We start from the raw sequence: 19554 nt of genomic DNA, 5'->3' as shown, positions 1-19554 counted from the left end.
AGATGGCGCACCCGGACGGCGCGCCGCCGATCACAGCGCGGCTAATGCGCCCTGCATCAATCGCTGAAGTCGCTCTAATGGCCGGCGCAAACCACGCGGCCCGTCAAACGATTTACAGGTGCGGCACCGAAGCCGGCAAATCGCCGTGCGGCGAAGCGAGCGGCTCGCCCTCCATATGCCGCATGCCATGCGAGCACAAGAGCCGGTACAACGTGACGCGTGAGATGCCGAGTTCTTGAGCCGCGTCGCCCAAACGCCCGCGGTGGCGCAACAGAGCCAGCTCGATCGCCTGACGTTCGGCCGCTTCGCGCGCCTGCGCGAGCGAGACCGGCACGATCTCCACATATTCGGCGAGCTCCAGATCGCGCGCCGTGATCGCGCGGCCTTCGGACATCACGATGGCGCGCCGCACCCGGTTGATCAACTCGCGCACGTTGCCCGGCCAGCCGTAGTTATGCAGTGCCGCGATCGCGTCCGGCGCGAAGCCGCGCAAGCGGCGGCTCGCATCTTTCTTGAAACGTTCCAGCATGTGCCGGGCAAGCAGTTCGATATCCTTACCACGCGCGCGAAGTGGAGGTTCGTCGATCTGCAGCACGCAGAGGCGGTGATACAGGTCGGAACGGAAACGGCCTTCGATCATCGCCGCCGTCATATCCACGTGCGTGGCCGAGATAATACGCACGTCGACATCGACCGCGCCGTGCCCGCCCAGCCGCTCCACTTTGCGCTCCTGCAGAAAGCGCAGCAGGCTCGCCTGGCTTTCGAGCGGCAGATCGCCGATTTCGTCGAGAAAGAGCGTGCCGCCGTTGGCCGCTTCCACCCGGCCGATCTTGCGCTGATTGGCGCCGGTGAACGCACCGCGCTCATAGCCGAACAGTTCGGATTGCAGCAAATGCGGAGGAATTGCGCCGCAGTTGATCGGCACGAATGGCGCATTGCGCCGGGCCGAGCGTTCGTGAATCGCGACAGCGGTCAGTTCCTTGCCGGTGCCCGATTCGCCCGAGATGAACACGGGCGCATCCGTCATCGCCACTTTGCGGATCGAACGGAACAGCGCAAGCATGGCGTCGCACGAGCCGACCATTTCGCCTTCGGCGCCTTGCGATGCGTCGTTGGAAGCCGGCTCGCCCAAGGAAATCATGCCGTATGCGTGACCCACCGAGTCGACGATCCTGTCGCCCGAATACGGCACGGTCACATAGTCGAAACAATAGTCGCGTACGAGCCGGCGCAACGCGGCGTCCTGCAGCTGACCCGGCATGGTGGCCGCGACCCAGCCGACGTTCGGCATGGTCAGGCACGATTCGAACGCAGCGATTTCGTGTGGCTGAAAATCGCTAGAGAGATCGAGCAGGCCACCCGCCGCCATTCCGGCGCGAACCGCCCGGCGCACGTCGCGCGCCGACCCCACCACTTCGACCTGCCAGCCGCGCTGATGAAACCGAGTATTCAGCTCCGCGCTCGGATCGCGCGAAACGTAAATCAGTTGTCGCGTTGCGGGTTCCATTATTCAGATCCTCTCGTCAACGAACGTTAAGGATGACGCACGCACCTGAACCGAATTCAGACACGCTGACTCATTCGGGATTCGCGAAATAGCAAAAACCGAACGGGCATTCCATTCCGTGCGGACAGCTGATCCCCAAGAAAGCGGCGTGTGTGTGATTGAGACGGCCCTTTGGTGGGCTTTTTTAAAACTGAAGCTCTTTTCTGAGAGCTTACTATACGCGCGGCGCTTGGAAAACAGTTATGCGAATTTAATCGTGCACTCCTTACCCAGCAAGGCTCTGCGGGCAATAAACGGTTATTCAGCCGACGAATAAAAGATTAGTGGAAGCGCTTTCCCAAGCGGAGAGCCAAGGTACTTCATACCGACTGAATTAACAAATTATAGGTATTTCCTGCATGTCGTTTCAGCCCTGAAACGTTTTTGTTCAAATTCTCAAACATTGCTTCGCGCTTTTGCTTCACCTCCTGATGCACCAATGGATTGCGAGTGATGGCACACGTTTCGCTAAATGTCGTGCACCAAGGAGACACATCATGCGACTTGTTTTCCGCATCGATCTCACCCCCGTTACACCCCGCGCGGCCGATGGCGCTTCAATCGCGCTGACCACGGTCCTGTTTGGCGCCCATGCGCAGGACGCGGAACCGGCCCAATCCGCCCATGCCGGTGCGGCCGCTTCCTCCGAGGCCACGATCACGCGAGCCGGCTCCTCCGATGCGAGGGCGCGCACCGCCGCCGCCTTTCGTCAGGTCGCGAACTCGCTCAGTATTTCGGCCGATGCTGCATCCATGAACGATTTTTCGCTCGACGACCGGATGCTCTCGCGGCCACGCGGCAGCGCCGTCGGCATGGTGATGGTGGCCGCCACGCCACAGTTCATGCGCGACAACAGTGGCGGCTGCAGCAACGTGACACTGTGGGACGAGATCGCCCCGCCCTCGCCGTTACCCATCCCTATCGACGCGGCACGCGCGGCCCAAGGCAACGTCGGCACTTACCAAAGAAAGTAGCCCGAACAAATTAGCGATGCAAACAGGGCTGGCGGCGCAGCGAACACACCGCAACCGGCACGGCAACGCCCGCGAATCTTTGCCGCTGGCTCGCCACCCGCCTCGGCGGCATGGCCTTGCGCGTCAGGTAGAATTGGTCCGGTTACGTTCCCCTTTCCATTCGATGACGACGCTCACCCTGATCGTCGCTCGCGCCAATAACGGCGTGATCGGCCGCGACAACCAGTTGCCCTGGCGACTTCCCGAAGACCTCGCGTTCTTCAAGCGCACCACCATGGGCGCGCCCATCATCATGGGACGCAAAACGCACGAGTCGATCGGCCGGCCTTTGCCCGGACGCCGCAACATTGTCGTGACGCGGGATGCCGCGCGGCGCTTCCAGGGTTGCGACGCGGCCACGACGCTCGAAGAGGCGCTCAAGCTCGCCGCTCAGGATCAGGCGCCCGAAGCATTTCTGATCGGCGGCGCGCAGTTGTATGAGGAAGGGTTGCGGCAGGCGGACAAGCTCATCGTCACCGAGATTTCCGCCGACTTCGAAGGCGACGCCACCTTCCCCGAACTCGACGAAACCGAGTGGGAAGAAGTCGCGCACGAAACACACCGCGCGCATGCGCCGAACGACTTCGACTACGCGTTCGTGACGTACCGGCGCAAAGGCGTCTGAGACCGGCCCCCTTCAGGGGTAATCGTGCCCGCTCGAAGCAGACAGTCGCCGCCGAGCTGATACAAAAAAAACGCCACGCAATGACCTCGCGTGGCGTTTTCTCATCGACCGACGAACCGGCGGCCCGCCGGCTCGCGGCAAAATCGCTTCACTGCCCCGCGATCGTCATGCGCTCGATCAGCACCGAGCCGGTTTTCTTGGTGCCGCGCGTGATCGTATCCGCGCCGATCGCGACGATGTGGTGGAACATCTCCTGCAGCGTGCTCGCCACCGTGATTTCCTCGACCGGATACTGGATCTTGCCGTTCTCGACCCAGAAGCCCGACGCGCCGCGCGAGTAGTCACCCGTCACGTAGTTCACGCCCTGCCCCATCAGTTCGGTCAGCAGCAGGCCCGTGCCGAGCTTGCGCAACATTTCTTCGAAGTCGTCCTCGGGGCGTGTGTTGGAGCTCAGCAGCGACAGGTTGTGCGAGCCGCCCGCGTTACCGGTGGTCTGCATGCCGAGCTTGCGCGCCGAGTACGTGGACAGGAAATAACCTTCCACCACGCCGTCTTTCACCACCGACCGCTTTTTGGTGCGCACGCCTTCTTCGTCGAACGGCGCGCTGCCCATGGCACGCGCGATATGTGGGTCTTCGAGCACCTGCACGTGCGGCGCGAACACCGGCTTGCCGAGGCTGTCGACGAGGAACGAGGTCTTGCGATACAGCGCGCCGCCGCTCGTGGCTTGCACGAACGCGCCGAGCAGGCCCGCGGCGAGGGGCGCTTCGAACAACACCGGCACCTTGCGCGTATCCAGGCCGCGCGCGCCGATGCGCGCGAGCGCGCGTTGCGCCGCGTAACGGCCCACGGCTTCGGGATCGGCCAGTTCTTCGGCGCTGCGGGTCGACGTGTACCAGTCGTCGCGCTGCATGTTGCGGCCGCTGCCTGCAATCGGCGCGCACGCGATGTAGTGGCGCGAGTACGGATAACCGGCCAGGAAGCCGCGCGAGGTGGCCAGCACGAACTGCGAGTGCTGTGCCGAGACACTCGCGCCTTCCGAATTCTTGATCTGTGGATCGGTGGCGAACGCGGCGTCTTCCGAGCGGCGGGCAATTTCCACCGCTTCATCCGCGGACAGATTCCACGGGTGATAGAGATCGAGATCGCGCGGCGCCGTTTCCAGCAATTCGGCTTCGGCGAGACCCGCGCAGTCGTCTTCGGCCGTGAAGCGCGCGATGTTGTAGGCGGCCGCGACCGTGTCCTTCAAGGCCTGCGACGAAAAGTCCGAAGTGCTCGCGTTGCCGCGCTTGTTGCCGATGAACACCGTCACGCCGACCATCTTGTCGCGGTTGTGCTCGATCGTCTCGACTTCGCCGCGCCGCACGGAGACGGACAGGCCGTCGCCTTCGGAAATCTCGGTCGCCGCGTCGGTACCGCCGAGCGACTTCGCGTGACGAAGGATGTCCGAGGCGATTTCCTTCAGCTCATCCTGGGTATGCGGAAAAAAGCGCTGCTTGACGTCCATGTCTGCTGCCATTGTCGTTGCCGTCCTGTTCGGGGCCGAGCGGCCCTGGGTGTGTTCGCTATGTTCGCACCGGTTACGCACATGCCTCACGCATGCGCGCGCCCGTGTCGGGTTATGCATCCCGCGATCATAGCAAGGTACGCGACGCCGTACCTGGCATTCGCAGCGCCTCGCGCATGCGCCGCGCCGCCATCGCTTCGCAGGGCGCGAGGCCTTGTGCGCAGCAGCACGGCGGTTCAGCGGGCGCGGCACGCTACAATATCGGTATGACACGCAAAACCCGCATTCAACCCATCGAATCCGCCGAGCCGGAAGTCGACGAAAACGGCTACGACCGTCCCAGCAAGTCTCAGCTCAAGCGCGAAATGCACGAGCTGCAGGAACTGGGCGCGGCGCTGATCGCGCTGCCCAAAGACGCGCTCAAGCGCATGCCGATGCCCGAAAAGCTCGACGACGCCGTGCGCGAAGCGCGCCGCATCACCGATCACGAAGGCAAGCGCCGCCAGGTGCAGTACGTCGGCCGCGTGATGCGCTCGCTGCTGGACGAGGAAACCGCCGCGCTGCGCACCGCGCTCGACACCTATAACGGCGTCAACAAGGCGGAAACGGCCAAACTCCACTGGATCGAGCGCACCCGCGAAAAACTGCTCGCCGACGACGCCGCGCTGACCGATTTCATCCGCCAGCACCCGAACGCCGACCCGCAGCAGGGGCGCACGCTGATCCGCAACGCACGCAAGGAAGCACAGCAGAGCAAGCCGCCGCGCTACTTCCGCGAACTGTTCCAGTGGATCAAGAACGCGGACGGCCCGTCCGCGCAGACCGATTCCGACGCCGACGACGCCCTGGACGACGATGACGATGACGACCGCGACGCATGATCACGCAGGCAGGCCGGCACGCAATCACCCCGACGAGATCCTGATCGGCCTCGTGTCGATCAGCGACCGCGCCTCCACCGGCGTGTACGAGGATAAAGGGCTTCCGGCCTTGCAGGAATGGCTCGGCGCGGCCCTCACCTCACCGTGGCAAGTGGTCACCCGTCTGATTCAGGACGATGCGCCGACCATTTCCGCCACGCTGACCGAACTGGTCGACGAGGTCGGCTGCGATCTGGTGCTGACCACCGGCGGCACCGGCCCGTCACGCCGCGACGTGACGCCCGAGGCGACGCTTGCGGTCGCAACGAAGGAGATGCCGGGTTTCGGCGAGCAGATGCGGCAGATCAGCCTGAATTTCGTGCCGACCGCGATTCTGTCGCGCCAGGTCGCCGTGATCCGCGAAACGGCGGAGCACGCAGCGCTGATCATCAATCTGCCGGGGCAGCCGAAGTCGATCAAGGAAACGCTGGAAGGTTTGCGCGACGCCGAAGCGGGCGGCGCGGTGAAGGTGCCGGGCATTTTCGCCGCGGTGCCGTACTGTATCGACCTGATCGGCGGGCCTTATGTGGAAACCAACGCCGACGTGGTGAAGGCGTTCCGGCCGAAGAACGCGCAGCGCGCGCCCAAGTCTGCATAGGCTGGAATCACGGCGCGGATTGGCCGCTGTGATTTGGCCGTCTGGCTTCCCGGGGCTTCGGTTTTGGGTCGCGCTCTGGCGCAGGGAACTGGCAGGCGCCAGTCAGCCGCGACCAGCGAGGTGCGCCCAGCCGGAAGGCGGCGCCGCGCCGGCCAGCCACCGGCGCGTTACGCGTCGAAGCAGATCAGCCCCGTTATTCCGCGCCGCCGGCGGCGTCCGGCGCCGACGGGATCAGGAAGTGCTCGCGGTAGTACTTCAGTTCGTCGATCGACTCGTGGATATCGGCCAGCGCCGTGTGCATCGCGCGCTTCTGGAAACCCTTGTAGATGGCCGGCTGCCAGCGGCGGCACAGCTCCTTCAACGTGCTGACGTCGAGATTGCGGTAATGGAAGAAGAGCTCCAGGTCCGGCATCCAGCGCGCCATGAAGCGGCGGTCCTGGCAGATCGAGTTACCGCACATCGGCGATTTGCCGGGCGGCACGAAGACGCTCAGGAAATCGCGGATTTGCTCGGTGGCGTCGGCCTCGCTCACCGTGGACGCCTTCACCCGGTCGATCAGCCCCGAACGGCCATGGGTGTTCTGATTCCACTGATCCATTTTGGCGAGCGTCTCGTCGCTCTGGTGAATCGCCAGAACCGGACCTTCGACGAGGCGGTCGAGCGTCGAATTCGTCACCACCACCGCGATTTCGATGATGCGGTCGGAATCGGGTTCGAGCCCGGTCATTTCCATGTCCAGCCAGACGAGATTCATGTCGCTGCGCACGAGCGGCGGCTGTTCGGTGGATGCGAGGATGTCAGTCATGAAGGCAACCCTGATGGCCGGGCAAACGGCTTGTCAGCAAGCCCGCTTGCCGCGGCGATTGTTCGTTTGAGATTGGATTAAGCTGGTGCGAGCCGGTTTGGACTCACCTTCCCGCCGCGAGGCAGGAAGAAACATATAATTCTCGCATAGATACCACGGAATCCCCGGATGCCTACCCTGTACTTCACCGTTCTGTTCGTCGTCGCCGTCGTGGCGATGGTCGGCACCAAACTGTGGCTCGCGTCGCGGCAGATCCGCTTCGTGGCCCAACATCGCGAGCAGGTGCCGAGCCAGTTCGCCGGCACCATCGCGCTCACCGCGCACCAGCGCGCCGCCGACTACACCGTCGAGCGCACGCGTCTGACCATGATCGAGATCGTCGTCAGCGCGGCCGTGCTGATCGGCCTTACGCTGCTCGGTGGCGTGCAGGCGCTCGATCTGGGCATTTCCGACTGGCTCGGCCGCGGATACATCGGGCAGATCGCGCTGGTCGCCGCGGTGATCGCGATCACCAGCGTGGTCGACCTGCCGTTCGACTACTACCGGCAGTTCGTAGTGGAACAGCGCTTCGGCTTCAACCGCATGAGCCGCGGCATTTTCTTCGTCGACCGCATGAAGGGCGTGTTGCTCGGCGCCGCGTTCGGCCTGCCGTTACTGTTCGTCGTGCTGTGGCTGATGAACCAGGCCGGCAGCCTCTGGTGGCTGTGGACATGGGTCGTGTGGGTCGCCTTCCAGATGCTCGTGTTGGTGCTGTATCCGTCGTTTATCGCGCCGCTCTTCAACAAGTTCGAGCCGCTCAAGGACGAAGCGCTGAAAAGCCGCATCGAAGCGCTGATGCAACGCTGCGGCTTTGCCGCCAAGGGTCTTTTCGTGATGGACGGCAGCCGCCGTTCGGCGCACGGCAACGCCTATTTCACCGGCTTCGGCGCCGCCAAGCGAATCGTGTTCTTCGACACGTTGCTCGCGCGCCTGTCGGGCAGCGAGATCGAAGCCGTGCTCGCGCATGAACTCGGCCACTTCAAACGCCGTCATGTGATCAAGCGCATGCTCGTTACCTTCGCGATCAGTCTCGTCATGCTCGCCCTGCTCGGCTGGCTCATGCAGTGCGTCTGGTTCTATGAAGGGCTGGGCGTGCGGCCGTCGCTGGTCGGCGGCAATAGCGGCCTCGCGCTGGTGTTGTTCTTCCTCGCGTTACCGGTGTTCCTGTTCTTCGTCACGCCGCTCGGCAGCCTCAGCTCGCGCAAGCATGAGTTCGAAGCCGACGCGTTCGCCGCGACGCAGACCGACGCGCAAGATCTCGTCAACGCGCTCGTCAAGCTGTACGAGGACAATGCGTCGACCCTGACGCCCGATCCGCTCTACACCGCGTTCTATTACTCGCATCCGCCGGCGTCGCAGCGGATCGACCGCCTGCTGCGGCACGCATGAGCGGCCGCTCCCCGAAAGCGCCGCGCGCGCCGTCCAGCGCGCGTGTAGGCGGCCTCGTGGTGGCCGCGCATGGCCGCCACTATCTCGTCGCACCGGACGACGGCGGCGCCATGCTTCAATGCTTCCCGCGCGGCAAGCGCAGCGAGGTGGCGGTCGGCGATCACGTGATTTACGAGCTGGCTTCGGCGGATCAAGGCGTGATCGTCGAGATCGGCGAACGGCGCAATCTGCTGTACCGGTCGGATCAGTACAAGTCGAAGCTGTTCGCGGCCAACCTCGACCAGTTGCTGATCGTGCTCGCCACTGAACCGCACTTCAGCGAAGACCTGCTCGGCCGCGCGCTCGTCGCGGCCGAGGCGAACGAACTGAAGCCGTTGATCGTACTGAACAAGACCGACGTGACCGGTGCGCTCGAAGGCGCGCGCAAACGGCTCGAGCCGTATCGCGCGTTGGGTTATACGGTCGTGGAAGTGTCGATCAAGACTCAGCCCGAGGCCGCACGTGCCGCGTTGATCGAACATCTGCATGGTCATTCGACGCTGCTGCTCGGCCAGTCGGGCATGGGCAAATCCACACTCGTCAATCTGCTGATTCCCGATGCCGAAGTCGCCACGCGCGAAATTTCTACGGCGCTCAATAGCGGGCGCCATACGACGACTTTCACGCGTCTCTATCCGCTGCCGGACAGTGCGGACGGCATAGGCGGTTCGTTGATCGACTCACCTGGCTTCCAGGAGTTCGGCCTGCATCATCTGACCGAGGGCCGACTCGAGCGCGCGCTTCCCGAGTTCAGGCCGTTACTGCCGAACTGCCGCTTCTACAACTGCCATCACTTGCATGAGCCCGGTTGCGCGATCCTCGAAGCGGTCGCGGACGGCCGCATCCGCCCCGAACGGCATGCGCTGTATGCGCAACTCGTGCACGAAGCCAGCCAGATCGTGCGCTGACATGAAACTGATGCGCGCGCCGAATCTGATCATCGGGCAGCACTGGGTCAATGTGCTGGCCACCGCGGGCATTGCTTGCGAGTTGCACAACCGTTATCTGAACGGCGCGCTCGGCGATATTCCGGCGGATCAGTGCTCGCCGGAGCTTTGGCTCGTCGACGAACGTGATGAGGCGATGGCGCGAAGGTTGATCGATGCAGCCTCGCACGGGCCGGCGGCGGGAACGCCCGGCTGGCGGTGTCGGCACTGTGGTGAAACGCTCGAGGCGCAGTTTACGGTGTGCTGGCAGTGCGGGACGGCGCGCGATCCGCGGGATGGGTGATTCCGAACGAGATCGGTGTCAGCTTATTTCAGGGCGCTTATTTCAGGGCGAGTTGCAGGCATAAAAAAAACCGGACGTTGTCCGGTTTTTTTATGCCAATCAAGATCAGCTAAGCGACTTTAAGCCAGCCACACTGCAATCGTCAGCATCAACAGCAGAATCATCCACAGCACCACCGCGCGCCACACCAACCCCACAGCCGATTGCAGCGTGCGCGGCGTGCAGTCGTCGCCGACCTGCATCGGGCCGCCGTCGCCGGTGGCTAATGCGTCGAGACTCGACGGCTCGGCAAGCGGCCCGCTCAAACGTGCGCCCAATGCACCGCTGCCCGCGGCCAGCAACACGCCGTCGTTCGCATCCGGCCACTGGCGCGCATGATTGCGCCATGCATAAATCGCGTCTTCGAAATTGCCGACAATCGCAAAGCCCAGCGACGTCAGCCGCGCTGGCACCCAGTCGATCACGAAGAAGGCGCGCTGTGCAAAGCTCGAAAACGCAACCGTGCGATCGTCGACCGGACGTGCCCACGTGCGCGCCAGATACTCGGCAATCCGATATAGCACCGCGCCCGCCGGACCGACCGGAATCAGAAACCAGAAGAACACGCCGAACACATGCCGATGCGAAGCGACCACCGCATGAATCAGCGTATGACGCACGATTTCGCTGACGGGCATATCGACGGTATCGAGCCCGGTCCATTCGTTCAGGATTTCACGCGCGTGCGGCACGTCGTCGTTATTCAACGCGAGGTGGATGTCCGTGAAGTAATGGCTGAACTGGCGAAAGCCGAGCGTGAAGTACAGCACCGCGACGTTCCACAGGAACGCCAGTGCGAAATGGATGTGATACAGCACGTAGTAGACGAGCGCCACGGCCAACGTCCAAGGCACCACCACCACGAGCCAGGCGAGCAAGCCATGCTTCGGCTTGCCGGCATCGAATCCGTGCGCCGCCGATTCCGCATGGTATTGAAGCAACGCGGACACCGGATTATTCGGTGAAAGCGCACGCACCTGTTCAATGATCAGAGCCAGCAATACAGAGAAAAAAGTCATGCGATGCGCCGTGCTTTTCGAGTTTTACGATTGTTTTATAACGATAGCACAGGGTCGGATGCGACTGAGCGCAGTCGTTGACAAACACCCAACAACTGCACAGTCCCGTGCGGTTTACGCCGCGAGGAAGCGATAGAAGTTGCGCAGCATCGCCGCCGTTGCGCCCCAGATGAAGTAGTGACCACCGAGCTCGCTTCCGCTCTCCGCAGCCTGCGCTTCGGCCGACGCGGCACGCGGATACGGCATGGCGAAGAAGCGCCGCTCACCGCCCTCGTAGCGAAACACGCGCTCTTCGTGATGGGCGGGGTTCATGAGAAAGGCGAGTGGCACTTCGAAGACTTCGGCCACTTCGAGCGCGTCCGCTTTCACTGTGAACGGCGGATGCACGAGGCCGATTACCGGCGTCACGCGAAAACCAGTGCCCGTCAGGTAGTCCGGCAAGGCGCCGAGAATCTCCACACGCGAGGGCGCAAGACCCACCTCTTCCTGTGCCTCACGCAGCGCGGTGGCGGTGGCGTCGGCATCGAAGGGTTCGTGACGGCCACCGGGAAAGCTCACCTGCCCCGCATGATCGTTCAGATGGTCGGCGCGCTGGGTCAGCAGCACGGTCAGGCCGCGCTCGCGCACCACCAGCGGTACCAGCACCGCGGCGACTCGCGGATCGGCATGCGTATCGCGCCACGGCGCTTCGACGATGGGTTCGGGAGTCCAGGCAAGGCGCTGCTCGAAGCGTGCGCGCAGGCCGTCAGGCGTGAGACGGTCGCCGGCCACCGGCGGCAGATCGGCGCCCGTCGCTTCGACAGGCAGAGTTTCAGGCTCAAAGACGGGGCGGATCAACGGGTCTCTCGAAATAGGCGGATAGGGGACATGCCGCTATTTTGACCTGGCAAACAAAAAAGCACCCGCGAGGGGTGCTTTTTCTTACAGCATTTACGCTTGGGAAGCAGCGCGGTCTTTCGAGACCAGCTTTTCCTTGATCCGGGCCGACTTGCCCGAACGGTCGCGCAGGTAGTACAGCTTCGCACGGCGCACGTCACCACGACGCTTGACGACGATGCTTGCCAGCAGCGGCGAGTACGTCTGGAACGTACGCTCGACGCCTTCGCCCGACGAAATCTTGCGGACGATGAACGACGAATTCAGACCACGGTTACGCTTGGCGATCACGACGCCTTCGTAAGCCTGAACACGCTTACGCGTACCTTCAACCACGTTCACGCTGACGATCACCGTATCGCCGGGAGCGAATTCGGGAATGGTCTTCTCGCCGAGGGCGCGCGCGATTTCTTCCTGCTCGAGTTTTGCAATCAGATTCATCACTGACTCCTAAGTCCATCTTGTCGGCGTTCGTACCTGCCTTGCACTAAGTTTCCTTATTGCGCTCGGCTACGGCCCCGATAGAGGATGGGTTCACATCAGGCGCCGTGCACGCATGCGCGGCGCCGCCTGGTGTCCGCTTGAAAGACCCGAGGCTTTACGCCTTCGACTCTTCCTTCGCGAGACTCGCAAGCCATGCCTCATCGGCACGGCTCAACATCTTGTTCTTTCTGGCCTTCACGATCAGATCCGGCCGTTTGTTCAACGTGTTGCGCAAGGCTTCACGCCGACGCCATGCTTCGATCTCCGCATGATGGCCGCCGAGCAGCACATCGGGCACACGCACGCCGTCGTATTCCTCAGGGCGCGTGTAATGCGGGCAATCCAGCAGCACGTCGACAAAACTATCCTGCACCGCAGACTGCGAGTCGTTGAGCACGCCGGGCAACTGACGCACCACGGCATCCATCAACGCCATGGCCGGCAATTCTCCGCCAGACAGCACGAAGTCGCCAAGGCTGACTTCTTCGTCGACGACACGGTCGAGCAAACGCTGGTCGATCGCTTCATAGCGCCCGCACAACAGGATCAAGCCGGGTTCGGCCGCGAACTGCATGACACGGTCGTGATTCAGCGTGGCGCCTTGCGGCGACATCATCACGACGCGCGACGCGCCGATACCCTGCTCCGCCTGCGCCGCTTTCGCCGCGCCGATTGCATCTTCCAGCGGCTTGGCCAGCATGACCATGCCGGGTCCGCCGCCGTAAGGGCGATCGTCGATTGTGCGGTAGTTGTCGGTCGTGAAATCGCGTGGATTCCACGTACGCAAACCGTAGCGCTCCTGTTTCGCCGCGCGACTGGTGATACCCCAGTCGGTCAGCGCACGAAACATGTCAGGAAAGAGCGTGACGACATCGAACTGCATCGCTCTCTCCATTCAGCGAATGATTTAATAATCGGCTTCCCAGTCGACAGTGATCTGCTTCGCCGCCTGGTCCACCGTTTTGACAAAGACGCCGACGAACGGGATCAAACGCTCGCCGGTGACCGGCTTGCCGCTTTTGTCGGTAGCCGGATATTCGATACGCATCACCGAGTGCGCACCGTTGTCGATCATGTCTGCAACCTTGCCGAGATTGACCCCGGCAACATTCACCACATCCAGGCCGAGCAGGTCGACCCAGTAGAATTCGTCGACTTCGAGAGCCGGAAACTCGCTGCGGCTGATATAGACGCGGGAGCCGCGCAGTGCCAGCGCCACGTCGCGATCAGTGACGCCGCCCAGATGGGCCACCACACTGTCGCTATGCGTTTTCGCTTGCAACGACGGCGCCGATTTGCGCTCCTGGCCTTTGAGCAGCCACCAGCGCTTCGCGCTCAGCAAAGCGTCGCCGCCATGTCCGGCATCCGCATGCGCGGCTACCTTGACCCAGCCTTTGAGGCCGTAAGCGTCGACGATTGCACCGACCTCGACCGCATCGGCCGGCCAGCTTTCCACCGTTTCCATGCGCATTTCTGCTGCACCAGAACCGGCGTTTGCAACATTGGCTTTCGCCTTGCCCTCGGCTTTTTCGACCGGCTTACGGACGAATGCACCGAACGGCGCCTGATCAGACGTCTTCGCGCGCGGGGCTACTGCCTTGGCGCTACCTGAACTGCCGGAATCACGCTCAGACATAAGAGAACCTCACTGCCAGCTTCGACGCCTGCTTCAGCAAAACAACTCGCGCATCGGACTGCTCATTGGGCCGCTCACGCAAACCGCGAGAGCCGCCGGACGAACCGACGACGATACGCAGGCTAGCTACCATTAAGCAGCCGGCTGCGCCTTTGCAGCTTCCTTCACGAGACGCTCGACGGTCGGCGACAGTTGTGCGCCAACGCCTTGCCAGTACGTCAGGCGGTCTTGAGCGATACGCAGCGACTCACCCTTCGTAGCGACCGGGTTGTAGAAGCCAACGCGCTCGATGAAGCGGCCGTCACGACGGTTACGCGAATCGGTTGCGACGATGTTGTAGAACGGGCGCTTCTTGGAGCCGCCACGAGCCAAGCGGATGATGACCATACTAGAATCCTTGAAAACCGGGGTTCGGAACGACTGAAACACGCGATTATAGCGGGAAACCGACGCCATAACAAACACTTACCGGGATAAACTGAGCAACGGGCTTGTGCCGGCCTGACAGGCGGGGACCTCGCACCACGCCGAAACGCCCGAATTACCTGACGGAGCGCCCTTGAAACTCCTGCCACCCATTGTGTTTTTGCGCGATTTTCTTGGCACCGTTGCGCGACTTGCCGGCTCGGCGTGCATTCTGCGAAGCAGGACTCTGAACACGGGCACGGCCGTCTTGCTCGCCGCGACGGCCCTGCCGGCGCTCGCCGCACTGCCGGTAGACCGGATCAAACTACCGCCGGGCTTTCGCATTGAAGTCTTGTCGGACGCCGTGCCCAGCGCGCGAGCCATGGCGCTCTCGCCGAAGGGCATTCTTTATATAGGCAGCCTGGACGGCCACGTCTACGCGCTCGAATTGCAAAATGGGCACGTGACAGCCCGCCACGTGATTGCTTCCGGGCTGGAAACGCCGGCGGGCGTGGCATGGCGCGATGGCGCGCTCTATGTTTCGGCGGTATCGAAAATTGTTCGCTTTGATGCGATCGACACGCACCTGAACGATCCGCCCAAGCCTGCCGTCGTGATCGACACCTTGCCTACCGAGACGCACCATGGCTGGAAATTCATCGCTTTCGGCCCGGACGGCAAGCTTTACGTGCCGCAAGGTGCGCCCTGCAACGTCTGCCTGAAAGACCGCGACCGTTTCGGCCTGATCGGCCGCATGAACCCGGACGGCAGCCACTATGAAGTCGTGGCACGCGGCATCCGCAATTCGGTCGGTTTCGCGTGGCATCCGGTGACGCATGAACTGTGGTTCACCGACAACGGCCGCGACCTGCTGGGCGACGACGTCCCGGACGACAAGCTCAACCGCGCGCCGCGCGCCGGGATGGATTTCGGTTTCCCCTACTGCCACGGCGGCAGCACGCCCGATCCCGAGTTCGGAAAGGACTATCCGTGCAGCGGGTTCACGCCGCCGGCGGTCAAACTCGGTGCGCACGTCGCCGCGCTCGGCATGCGCTTTTACAGCGGCTCGATGTTTCCGCCCGCTTACCGGAATACGATTTTCGTCGCCGAGCACGGCTCGTGGAATCGCAGCAAGAAGGTTGGCTATCGCGTCGTGCATGTCGTCACGGACCCGGATGGCGGCAACGCCCGCCAGGAAGTCTTTGCGGAAGGCTGGCTGCAACCCGGCGAGGCCGTATGGGGCCGTCCCGCCGACGTGTTGCCCCTACCCGACGGTTCACTCCTGATCAGCGACGACTACGCCGGAGCGGTTTACCGCGTCACTTACTCCGCGCCGTAGAGAGCCGTCAGCGACATTCAGCCGCAGCGCGCCCGAAACGCCGCCGTCCTTCCGAACCAGCTAGCCACCCCGCGGATGCAACCCTACTAACTCCGGCATTTATCGCAAAACCGCCGCGCCGCCCGCCACGTGACCGGCGCCGTGTGGCGGGCGTAGAATGCGCGTCGGTCCGCGCGAGCCGCGCGCCGTTCCTTTCGACCGCCTGTCACTCTGACCTCGCCTACATGTCCACCCTTGCTTCGACTTCCCCGCGTTTCAGATCCAAGACGATTACCGCCGCACTGGCGTTCTTCTTCGGCTGCCTCGGCGCTCATCGCTTCTATCTGTACGGCACGCGCGACATCTACGGCTGGGCGCACGTGATCGGTACGCTGATCGGCATTCCAGGCGCCATGCTGGTGGTGGCCAGCGAACGGGCTTCCATGCTCGGCTGGGTGTTGGCGTTTCCCGGTGCGGTTTCGCTGCTCGCCGCGTTTCTCGCTGCGATCGTCTACGGGCTGCGTCCGGACGAAAAGTGGGACGCGCAATTCAACGCCCAGAGCCAACGCAAGAGCCGCTCTGGCTGGACAGTCATCTTCGTCGTGATTTTTTCACTGTTGATCGGCGCCTTCCTGCTGATGACGGGGCTCGCCATCTCGTTCCAGACCTACTTTGAAGGTCAGGTGCAGGCGGCCAAAGCACTCTCGCAGTGATCCGTCTCACGCAGCGTTAAAAAAGATCCAGTTGAGGATCGTCGCGCACCGATTCATGGGCACGCGGCGCTTCCGCCCGGCGAAAGTGCGACATATCCAGAATGCCGCGATCACGCTGGTTCAAGCCGAGCCGGCGCACCGCTTTCTGGAATCGCTGCTTGAGCAGGTCCGCCCACAAGCCTTCTCCCTTCATTCGCGACGAGAAGCAAGAGTCGTAGTCTTTCCCGCCCCGCATGTCCCGCACGCGGCCCATGACCCGCTCGGCGCGATCGGGAAAATGCGCCGCGAGCCAGTCCTTGAATAGCGGCGCGACTTCCCACGGCAGACGCAGCACGATGTAGCTTGCGTTGCTTGCGCCGGCCTCCGCACAGGCCTCCAGCACACGCTCCATGTCCGGTTCGGTGACGAACGGAATCACCGGTGCGATGCTGACGCCGACCGGTATGCCCGCCTCACTCAGCGTGCGAATGGTGCGCAGCCGCCGAGACGGCGTGGCCGCTCGCGGTTCGAGCGTGCGAGCGATCTCGGCGTCGAGCGTGGTGATGGTGATGGCCGCCATGAATTGCCCGCGCGCCGCCATAGGCGCTAGCAGATCGAGATCGCGTTCGATCAGCGACGACTTGGTGATCGCCGCGAACGGATGATGCCGCTCGCTGAGCACTTCAATCACACGGCGCGTGAGCCGCAAATCACGCTCGGCGGGCTGCCAGGCGTCCGTATTGACGCCCAGCGCAATCGGCTCCGGCACATAGGTCTTCTTCGACAACTCCCGCTCGAGCAACTCCGGTGCGTTGACCTTGGCGTAGATCCGGCTTTCGAAGTCGAGGCCGGGGGACAGTCCCAAATAGCTGTGCGTGGGCCGCGCAAAACAATAAATGCAGCCGTGCTCACAGCCCCGATACGGGTTGAGCGACACGCCGAACGGAATGTCCGGCGACGCATTGCGCGTAAGAATGGTCTTGGCCCGCTCTTCGAAGACTTGCGTGCGCAAGACTTTCGGCTCGTCATCGCCTTCCGCCGCTGGCAGCCAGCCGTCGTCCACTGCTTCGCGCTGGTCGACTTCGTAGCGGCCTTGCAGGTTCGTCACCGCGCCGCGGCCCTTGCGAGGCGCGGGCGGCGCGATCGGAAATTCGTTGACGGGTTCGGAGTCGGAGTCGGTCACGGCTAGAAAACGCAAAGCACAAACGGCGTAAAATACCTGTACAAATATACAGTGTTTACGCCGTTTGTCGAGCCCCGTCTTGCGCTTGCCGTGCTGTTTAATCCCCGACTGCGATTGTCAGCGTTTCCTTGATCTCCTCCATCACCACGTAGCTTTTCGACTGCACCGCGCCGGGCAGTTGCAGCAGGATGTCGCCGAGCAGCTTCCGGTAATCAGCCATTTCGCCGATGCGCGCCTTGATCAGATAGTCGAAGTCGCCCGACACGAGGTGGCACTCCAGCACTTCGGGAATCTTCTGCACCTCACGGCGGAACTGGTCGAACATGTTGCCGCTCTTGTGATCCAGCGTGATCTCGACGAACACCAGCAGCGCCGCGCCCAACTCCGCCGGGTTCACGCGCGCGTGGTAGCCGGTTATCACGCCGTCGCGCTCCATCCGCTTGACGCGCTCGATGCACGGCGTCACGGACAACCCAACCTGCTCAGCCAGGTCTTTCATGGCCATGCGGCCATCCTGCTGCAAGAGCCGCAGGATCTTGTGATCGAGTTTGTCGAGAGCCCGGACCGGTTGGCGCTGTGTACGCATGATGTTTTTGCTGAAAATCTTGAAAATACAATAACAAAACCTGCCTGACTGTTAATAGTATAGCGGTTAACACTGGGCGATCCGCGTTACACCTCGTTAATCGAACGAATTCCAACGACTCGACGAGCGCGCCGCCCTCAGACCTCATCTGAATATCCTGGAGCATCTATGCGAGTCGTCGTTTTGGGCAGTGGCGTCGTCGGGGTGACGAGTGCGTATTACCTGGCGCGCACCGGTCATGAAGTGACCGTTATCGATCGCGAGGCCGGCCCGGCGCTCGAAACCAGTTTCGCCAATGCCGGTCAGATCTCGCCGGGCTACGCGTCGCCTTGGGCCGCGCCGGGCGTGCCGCTGAAGGCCGTCAAATGGATGTTCCAGAAACACGCGCCGCTCGCGATCCGCCTCGACGGCACGCAATTCCAGTTGCAATGGATGTGGCAGATGCTGCAAAACTGCACGTCGTCGCGCTATGCGGTGAACAAGGGCCGCATGGTCCGCCTCGCCGAATACAGCCGCGATTGCCTGCAAGCGCTGCGCGCCGAAACCGGCATCCAGTACGAAGGCCGCACCGGCGGCACGCTGCAGGTGTTCCGCACGCAGCAGCAGTTCGACGGCGCCGCGAAAGACATCGCCGTACTGCGGGAAGCTAACGTGCCGTATGAACTACTCTCGCCGGCTGAACTCGCGCAAGCGGAACCGGCGCTCGCCGCGGTGTCCCACAAGCTGACCGGCGGTCTGCGCCTGCCGGGCGATGAAACCGGCGACTGCCAGATGTTCACCACGCGCCTCGCCGCGCTGGCCGAGCAACTGGGCGTCAAATTCCGCTACAACACGCCGATCGACGCGCTCGCCATGGCCGGCGACCGCATCGCCGGCGTGAAGTGCGGCGAAGAACTCGTGCGTGCCGATTCGTTCGTCGTCGCACTGGGTTCGTATTCGACCCAGTTCCTGTCGGGTCTCGTCAAGATCCCGGTCTATCCGCTCAAGGGGTATTCGATTACCGCGCCGATCGTCAATGAAGCGTCGGCACCGGTGTCGACCGTGCTCGACGAAACCTACAAGATTGCGATCACGCGTTTCGACGACCGGATTCGCGTGGGCGGCATGGCTGAGATTGTCGGCTTCGACAAATCGCTGCGCCAGGCGCGTCGCGAAACACTGGAACTGTGCGTGAACGACCTGTTCCCGGGCGGCGGCGATACGTCGAAAGCTACCTTCTGGACCGGTCTGCGCCCGATGACGCCGGACGGCACGCCGATCGTCGGCCGCACGCCGGTGGCGAATCTGTTCCTGAACACGGGCCACGGCACGCTGGGCTGGACGATGTCGTGCGGCTCAGGCCAACTGCTCGCCGACGTCATGTCGGGCAAGCAACCGGCCATCAAGGCAGACGACCTGTCGGTGCATCGCTATCTCGGCGAGATTGGCGGCGCGCATCGCCCGGCTTATGCCTGAGGTTTAACGACGCTTCGCGAGCGGTTGAGCTAGTGTGTGATCTCGCAGACCAGATCGACAAAAACAAACGGCGCCTTTCGAGGCGCCGTTTGTTTTTTCAAGCGAGGTTTAAGAGCAGAAGCAGCGTCAGAACTGATCTTCCGACAGCGCC

The 19554-nt window shown here is 62.8% G+C and carries 21 protein-coding genes; 10 read left to right on the top strand and 11 right to left on the bottom strand.

Annotated elements, in window-relative coordinates:
* Positions 1 to 112: 112 nt before the first annotated feature.
* The gene (locus P0D70_RS28635) at positions 113 to 1507 is read right to left on the bottom strand and encodes a sigma-54 dependent transcriptional regulator (protein ID WP_408186927.1); all 1395 of its coding nucleotides are present in this window, start codon (positions 1505 to 1507) and stop codon (positions 113 to 115) included.
* A gap of 536 nt (positions 1508 to 2043) precedes the next feature.
* On the opposite strand from P0D70_RS28635, the gene P0D70_RS28630 reads away from it, so the two are divergent.
* Positions 2044 to 2520: a hypothetical protein gene (locus P0D70_RS28630; RefSeq protein ID WP_408186926.1), complete on the top strand. Its 477-nt coding sequence runs from the start codon at positions 2044 to 2046 to the stop codon at positions 2518 to 2520.
* A 163-nt stretch (positions 2521 to 2683) separates the two neighbouring features.
* Complete coding sequence (locus tag P0D70_RS28625) at positions 2684 to 3184, top strand: dihydrofolate reductase (protein WP_091792491.1); 501 nt, start codon at positions 2684 to 2686, stop codon at positions 3182 to 3184.
* Between the two features lie 148 nt (positions 3185 to 3332).
* Here the strand turns inward: P0D70_RS28625 and pmbA are convergent, their stop codons facing one another.
* On the bottom strand, positions 3333 to 4703 hold the full coding sequence (gene pmbA, locus P0D70_RS28620; protein WP_091792490.1) for a metalloprotease PmbA: 1371 nt from the start codon (positions 4701 to 4703) through the stop codon (positions 3333 to 3335).
* A gap of 254 nt (positions 4704 to 4957) precedes the next feature.
* On the opposite strand from pmbA, the gene yjgA reads away from it, so the two are divergent.
* A complete protein-coding gene (gene yjgA / locus P0D70_RS28615; RefSeq protein ID WP_091800163.1) occupies positions 4958 to 5572 on the top strand; it encodes a ribosome biogenesis factor YjgA in 615 nt (204 codons plus the stop codon).
* Positions 5553 to 6209, top strand: a complete 657-nt coding sequence (mog, locus tag P0D70_RS28610) for a molybdopterin adenylyltransferase (RefSeq protein ID WP_408186938.1) — start codon at positions 5553 to 5555, stop codon at positions 6207 to 6209. Before yjgA ends, mog begins: the two co-directional genes overlap by 20 nt.
* A gap of 193 nt (positions 6210 to 6402) precedes the next feature.
* On the opposite strand, the gene orn is transcribed toward mog, so the two are convergent.
* Positions 6403 to 7014, bottom strand: coding sequence for an oligoribonuclease (gene orn / locus P0D70_RS28605; protein WP_408186925.1), 612 nt, complete (start codon positions 7012 to 7014; stop codon positions 6403 to 6405).
* A 168-nt stretch (positions 7015 to 7182) separates the two neighbouring features.
* On the opposite strand from orn, the gene P0D70_RS28600 reads away from it, so the two are divergent.
* Genes P0D70_RS28600 through P0D70_RS28590 form a run of 3 tightly spaced genes read left to right on the top strand, consistent with a single transcriptional unit; the run spans position 7183 to position 9711 of the window.
* Positions 7183 to 8442: a M48 family metallopeptidase gene (locus P0D70_RS28600; protein ID WP_408186924.1), complete on the top strand. Its 1260-nt coding sequence runs from the start codon at positions 7183 to 7185 to the stop codon at positions 8440 to 8442.
* Complete coding sequence (gene rsgA, locus P0D70_RS28595) at positions 8439 to 9389, top strand: ribosome small subunit-dependent GTPase A (RefSeq protein WP_408186923.1); 951 nt, start codon at positions 8439 to 8441, stop codon at positions 9387 to 9389. Before P0D70_RS28600 ends, rsgA begins: the two co-directional genes overlap by 4 nt.
* Before the next feature lies 1 nt (position 9390).
* Positions 9391 to 9711 (top strand): putative signal transducing protein, encoded by a 321-nt coding sequence (locus P0D70_RS28590; protein ID WP_091792486.1) that lies wholly within the window; start codon positions 9391 to 9393, stop codon positions 9709 to 9711.
* A gap of 119 nt (positions 9712 to 9830) precedes the next feature.
* Here the strand turns inward: P0D70_RS28590 and P0D70_RS28585 are convergent, their stop codons facing one another.
* The 6 genes from P0D70_RS28585 to rpsP all read right to left on the bottom strand — a co-directional run bounded on the left by P0D70_RS28585 (position 9831) and on the right by rpsP (position 14151).
* Complete coding sequence (locus P0D70_RS28585; protein ID WP_408186922.1) at positions 9831 to 10769, bottom strand: CobD/CbiB family protein; 939 nt, start codon at positions 10767 to 10769, stop codon at positions 9831 to 9833.
* A 114-nt stretch (positions 10770 to 10883) separates the two neighbouring features.
* The gene (locus tag P0D70_RS28580) at positions 10884 to 11606 is read right to left on the bottom strand and encodes a CoA pyrophosphatase (RefSeq protein WP_091792484.1); all 723 of its coding nucleotides are present in this window, start codon (positions 11604 to 11606) and stop codon (positions 10884 to 10886) included.
* 93 nt (positions 11607 to 11699) lie between these two features.
* The gene (gene rplS, locus P0D70_RS28575) at positions 11700 to 12086 is read right to left on the bottom strand and encodes a 50S ribosomal protein L19 (RefSeq protein WP_020069334.1); all 387 of its coding nucleotides are present in this window, start codon (positions 12084 to 12086) and stop codon (positions 11700 to 11702) included.
* Positions 12087 to 12243: 157 nt separating this feature from the next.
* The gene (gene trmD / locus P0D70_RS28570) at positions 12244 to 13011 is read right to left on the bottom strand and encodes a tRNA (guanosine(37)-N1)-methyltransferase TrmD (protein WP_408181087.1); all 768 of its coding nucleotides are present in this window, start codon (positions 13009 to 13011) and stop codon (positions 12244 to 12246) included.
* Positions 13012 to 13035: 24 nt separating this feature from the next.
* Complete coding sequence (rimM, locus tag P0D70_RS28565; RefSeq protein ID WP_408186921.1) at positions 13036 to 13764, bottom strand: ribosome maturation factor RimM; 729 nt, start codon at positions 13762 to 13764, stop codon at positions 13036 to 13038.
* 132 nt (positions 13765 to 13896) lie between these two features.
* Positions 13897 to 14151 carry a 30S ribosomal protein S16 gene (gene rpsP / locus P0D70_RS28560; protein ID WP_007180912.1) on the bottom strand — a complete coding sequence of 85 codons (255 nt, stop codon included), beginning with the start codon at positions 14149 to 14151 and terminating at the stop codon, positions 13897 to 13899.
* Positions 14152 to 14323: 172 nt separating this feature from the next.
* Between rpsP and P0D70_RS28555 the strand changes: the two genes are divergently transcribed.
* Entirely contained in the window at positions 14324 to 15508 is a 1185-nt protein-coding gene (locus tag P0D70_RS28555) for a PQQ-dependent sugar dehydrogenase (protein ID WP_408186920.1), read from the top strand.
* Positions 15509 to 15732: 224 nt separating this feature from the next.
* Positions 15733 to 16200, top strand: coding sequence for an NINE protein (locus P0D70_RS28550; protein WP_091800146.1), 468 nt, complete (start codon positions 15733 to 15735; stop codon positions 16198 to 16200).
* 16 nt (positions 16201 to 16216) lie between these two features.
* Here P0D70_RS28550 and P0D70_RS28545 read toward each other — a convergent pair whose 3' ends face one another.
* Together P0D70_RS28545 and P0D70_RS28540 are read right to left on the bottom strand one after the other, a co-directional pair.
* Positions 16217 to 17362, bottom strand: a complete 1146-nt coding sequence (locus P0D70_RS28545) for a PA0069 family radical SAM protein (RefSeq protein WP_408186919.1) — start codon at positions 17360 to 17362, stop codon at positions 16217 to 16219.
* 97 nt (positions 17363 to 17459) lie between these two features.
* Positions 17460 to 17948: an Lrp/AsnC ligand binding domain-containing protein gene (locus P0D70_RS28540; protein ID WP_007180908.1), complete on the bottom strand. Its 489-nt coding sequence runs from the start codon at positions 17946 to 17948 to the stop codon at positions 17460 to 17462.
* 168 nt (positions 17949 to 18116) lie between these two features.
* On the opposite strand from P0D70_RS28540, the gene P0D70_RS28535 reads away from it, so the two are divergent.
* A complete protein-coding gene (locus P0D70_RS28535) occupies positions 18117 to 19403 on the top strand; it encodes a D-amino acid dehydrogenase (protein ID WP_408186918.1) in 1287 nt (428 codons plus the stop codon).
* Positions 19404 to 19554: the final 151 nt, after the last annotated feature.

Origin of the sequence: Paraburkholderia sp. RL17-381-BIF-C (assembly GCF_046026435.1) — a bacterium.
In the GTDB taxonomy this organism is placed as follows: domain Bacteria; phylum Pseudomonadota; class Gammaproteobacteria; order Burkholderiales; family Burkholderiaceae; genus Paraburkholderia.
Note: the sequence above shows the minus strand (reverse complement) of the source record. Positions and strands in the feature narration are given on the sequence as shown.

Excerpts from the sequence above, each read along its gene's own strand:
- P0D70_RS28585 (WP_408186922.1), bottom strand. The coding sequence starts at position 10,769 with ATGACTTTTTTCTCTGTATTGCTGGCTCTGATCATTGAACAGGTGCGT.
- mog (WP_408186938.1), top strand. The coding sequence starts at position 5,553 with ATGACGACCGCGACGCATGATCACGCAGGCAGGCCGGCACGCAATCAC.
- orn (WP_408186925.1), bottom strand. The coding sequence starts at position 7,014 with ATGACTGACATCCTCGCATCCACCGAACAGCCGCCGCTCGTGCGCAGC.
- P0D70_RS28630 (WP_408186926.1), top strand. The coding sequence starts at position 2,044 with ATGCGACTTGTTTTCCGCATCGATCTCACCCCCGTTACACCCCGCGCG.
- yjgA (WP_091800163.1), top strand. The coding sequence starts at position 4,958 with ATGACACGCAAAACCCGCATTCAACCCATCGAATCCGCCGAGCCGGAA.
- rimM (WP_408186921.1), bottom strand. The coding sequence starts at position 13,764 with ATGTCTGAGCGTGATTCCGGCAGTTCAGGTAGCGCCAAGGCAGTAGCC.
- P0D70_RS28535 (WP_408186918.1), top strand. The coding sequence starts at position 18,117 with ATGCGAGTCGTCGTTTTGGGCAGTGGCGTCGTCGGGGTGACGAGTGCG.
- P0D70_RS28590 (WP_091792486.1), top strand. The coding sequence starts at position 9,391 with ATGAAACTGATGCGCGCGCCGAATCTGATCATCGGGCAGCACTGGGTC.
- P0D70_RS28600 (WP_408186924.1), top strand. The coding sequence starts at position 7,183 with ATGCCTACCCTGTACTTCACCGTTCTGTTCGTCGTCGCCGTCGTGGCG.
- trmD (WP_408181087.1), bottom strand. The coding sequence starts at position 13,011 with ATGCAGTTCGATGTCGTCACGCTCTTTCCTGACATGTTTCGTGCGCTG.
- rsgA (WP_408186923.1), top strand. The coding sequence starts at position 8,439 with ATGAGCGGCCGCTCCCCGAAAGCGCCGCGCGCGCCGTCCAGCGCGCGT.
- P0D70_RS28550 (WP_091800146.1), top strand. The coding sequence starts at position 15,733 with ATGTCCACCCTTGCTTCGACTTCCCCGCGTTTCAGATCCAAGACGATT.
- rpsP (WP_007180912.1), bottom strand. The coding sequence starts at position 14,151 with ATGGTCATCATCCGCTTGGCTCGTGGCGGCTCCAAGAAGCGCCCGTTC.
- P0D70_RS28540 (WP_007180908.1), bottom strand. The coding sequence starts at position 17,948 with ATGCGTACACAGCGCCAACCGGTCCGGGCTCTCGACAAACTCGATCAC.
- rplS (WP_020069334.1), bottom strand. The coding sequence starts at position 12,086 with ATGAATCTGATTGCAAAACTCGAGCAGGAAGAAATCGCGCGCGCCCTC.
- P0D70_RS28635 (WP_408186927.1), bottom strand. The coding sequence starts at position 1,507 with ATGGAACCCGCAACGCGACAACTGATTTACGTTTCGCGCGATCCGAGC.
- pmbA (WP_091792490.1), bottom strand. The coding sequence starts at position 4,703 with ATGGCAGCAGACATGGACGTCAAGCAGCGCTTTTTTCCGCATACCCAG.
- P0D70_RS28625 (WP_091792491.1), top strand. The coding sequence starts at position 2,684 with ATGACGACGCTCACCCTGATCGTCGCTCGCGCCAATAACGGCGTGATC.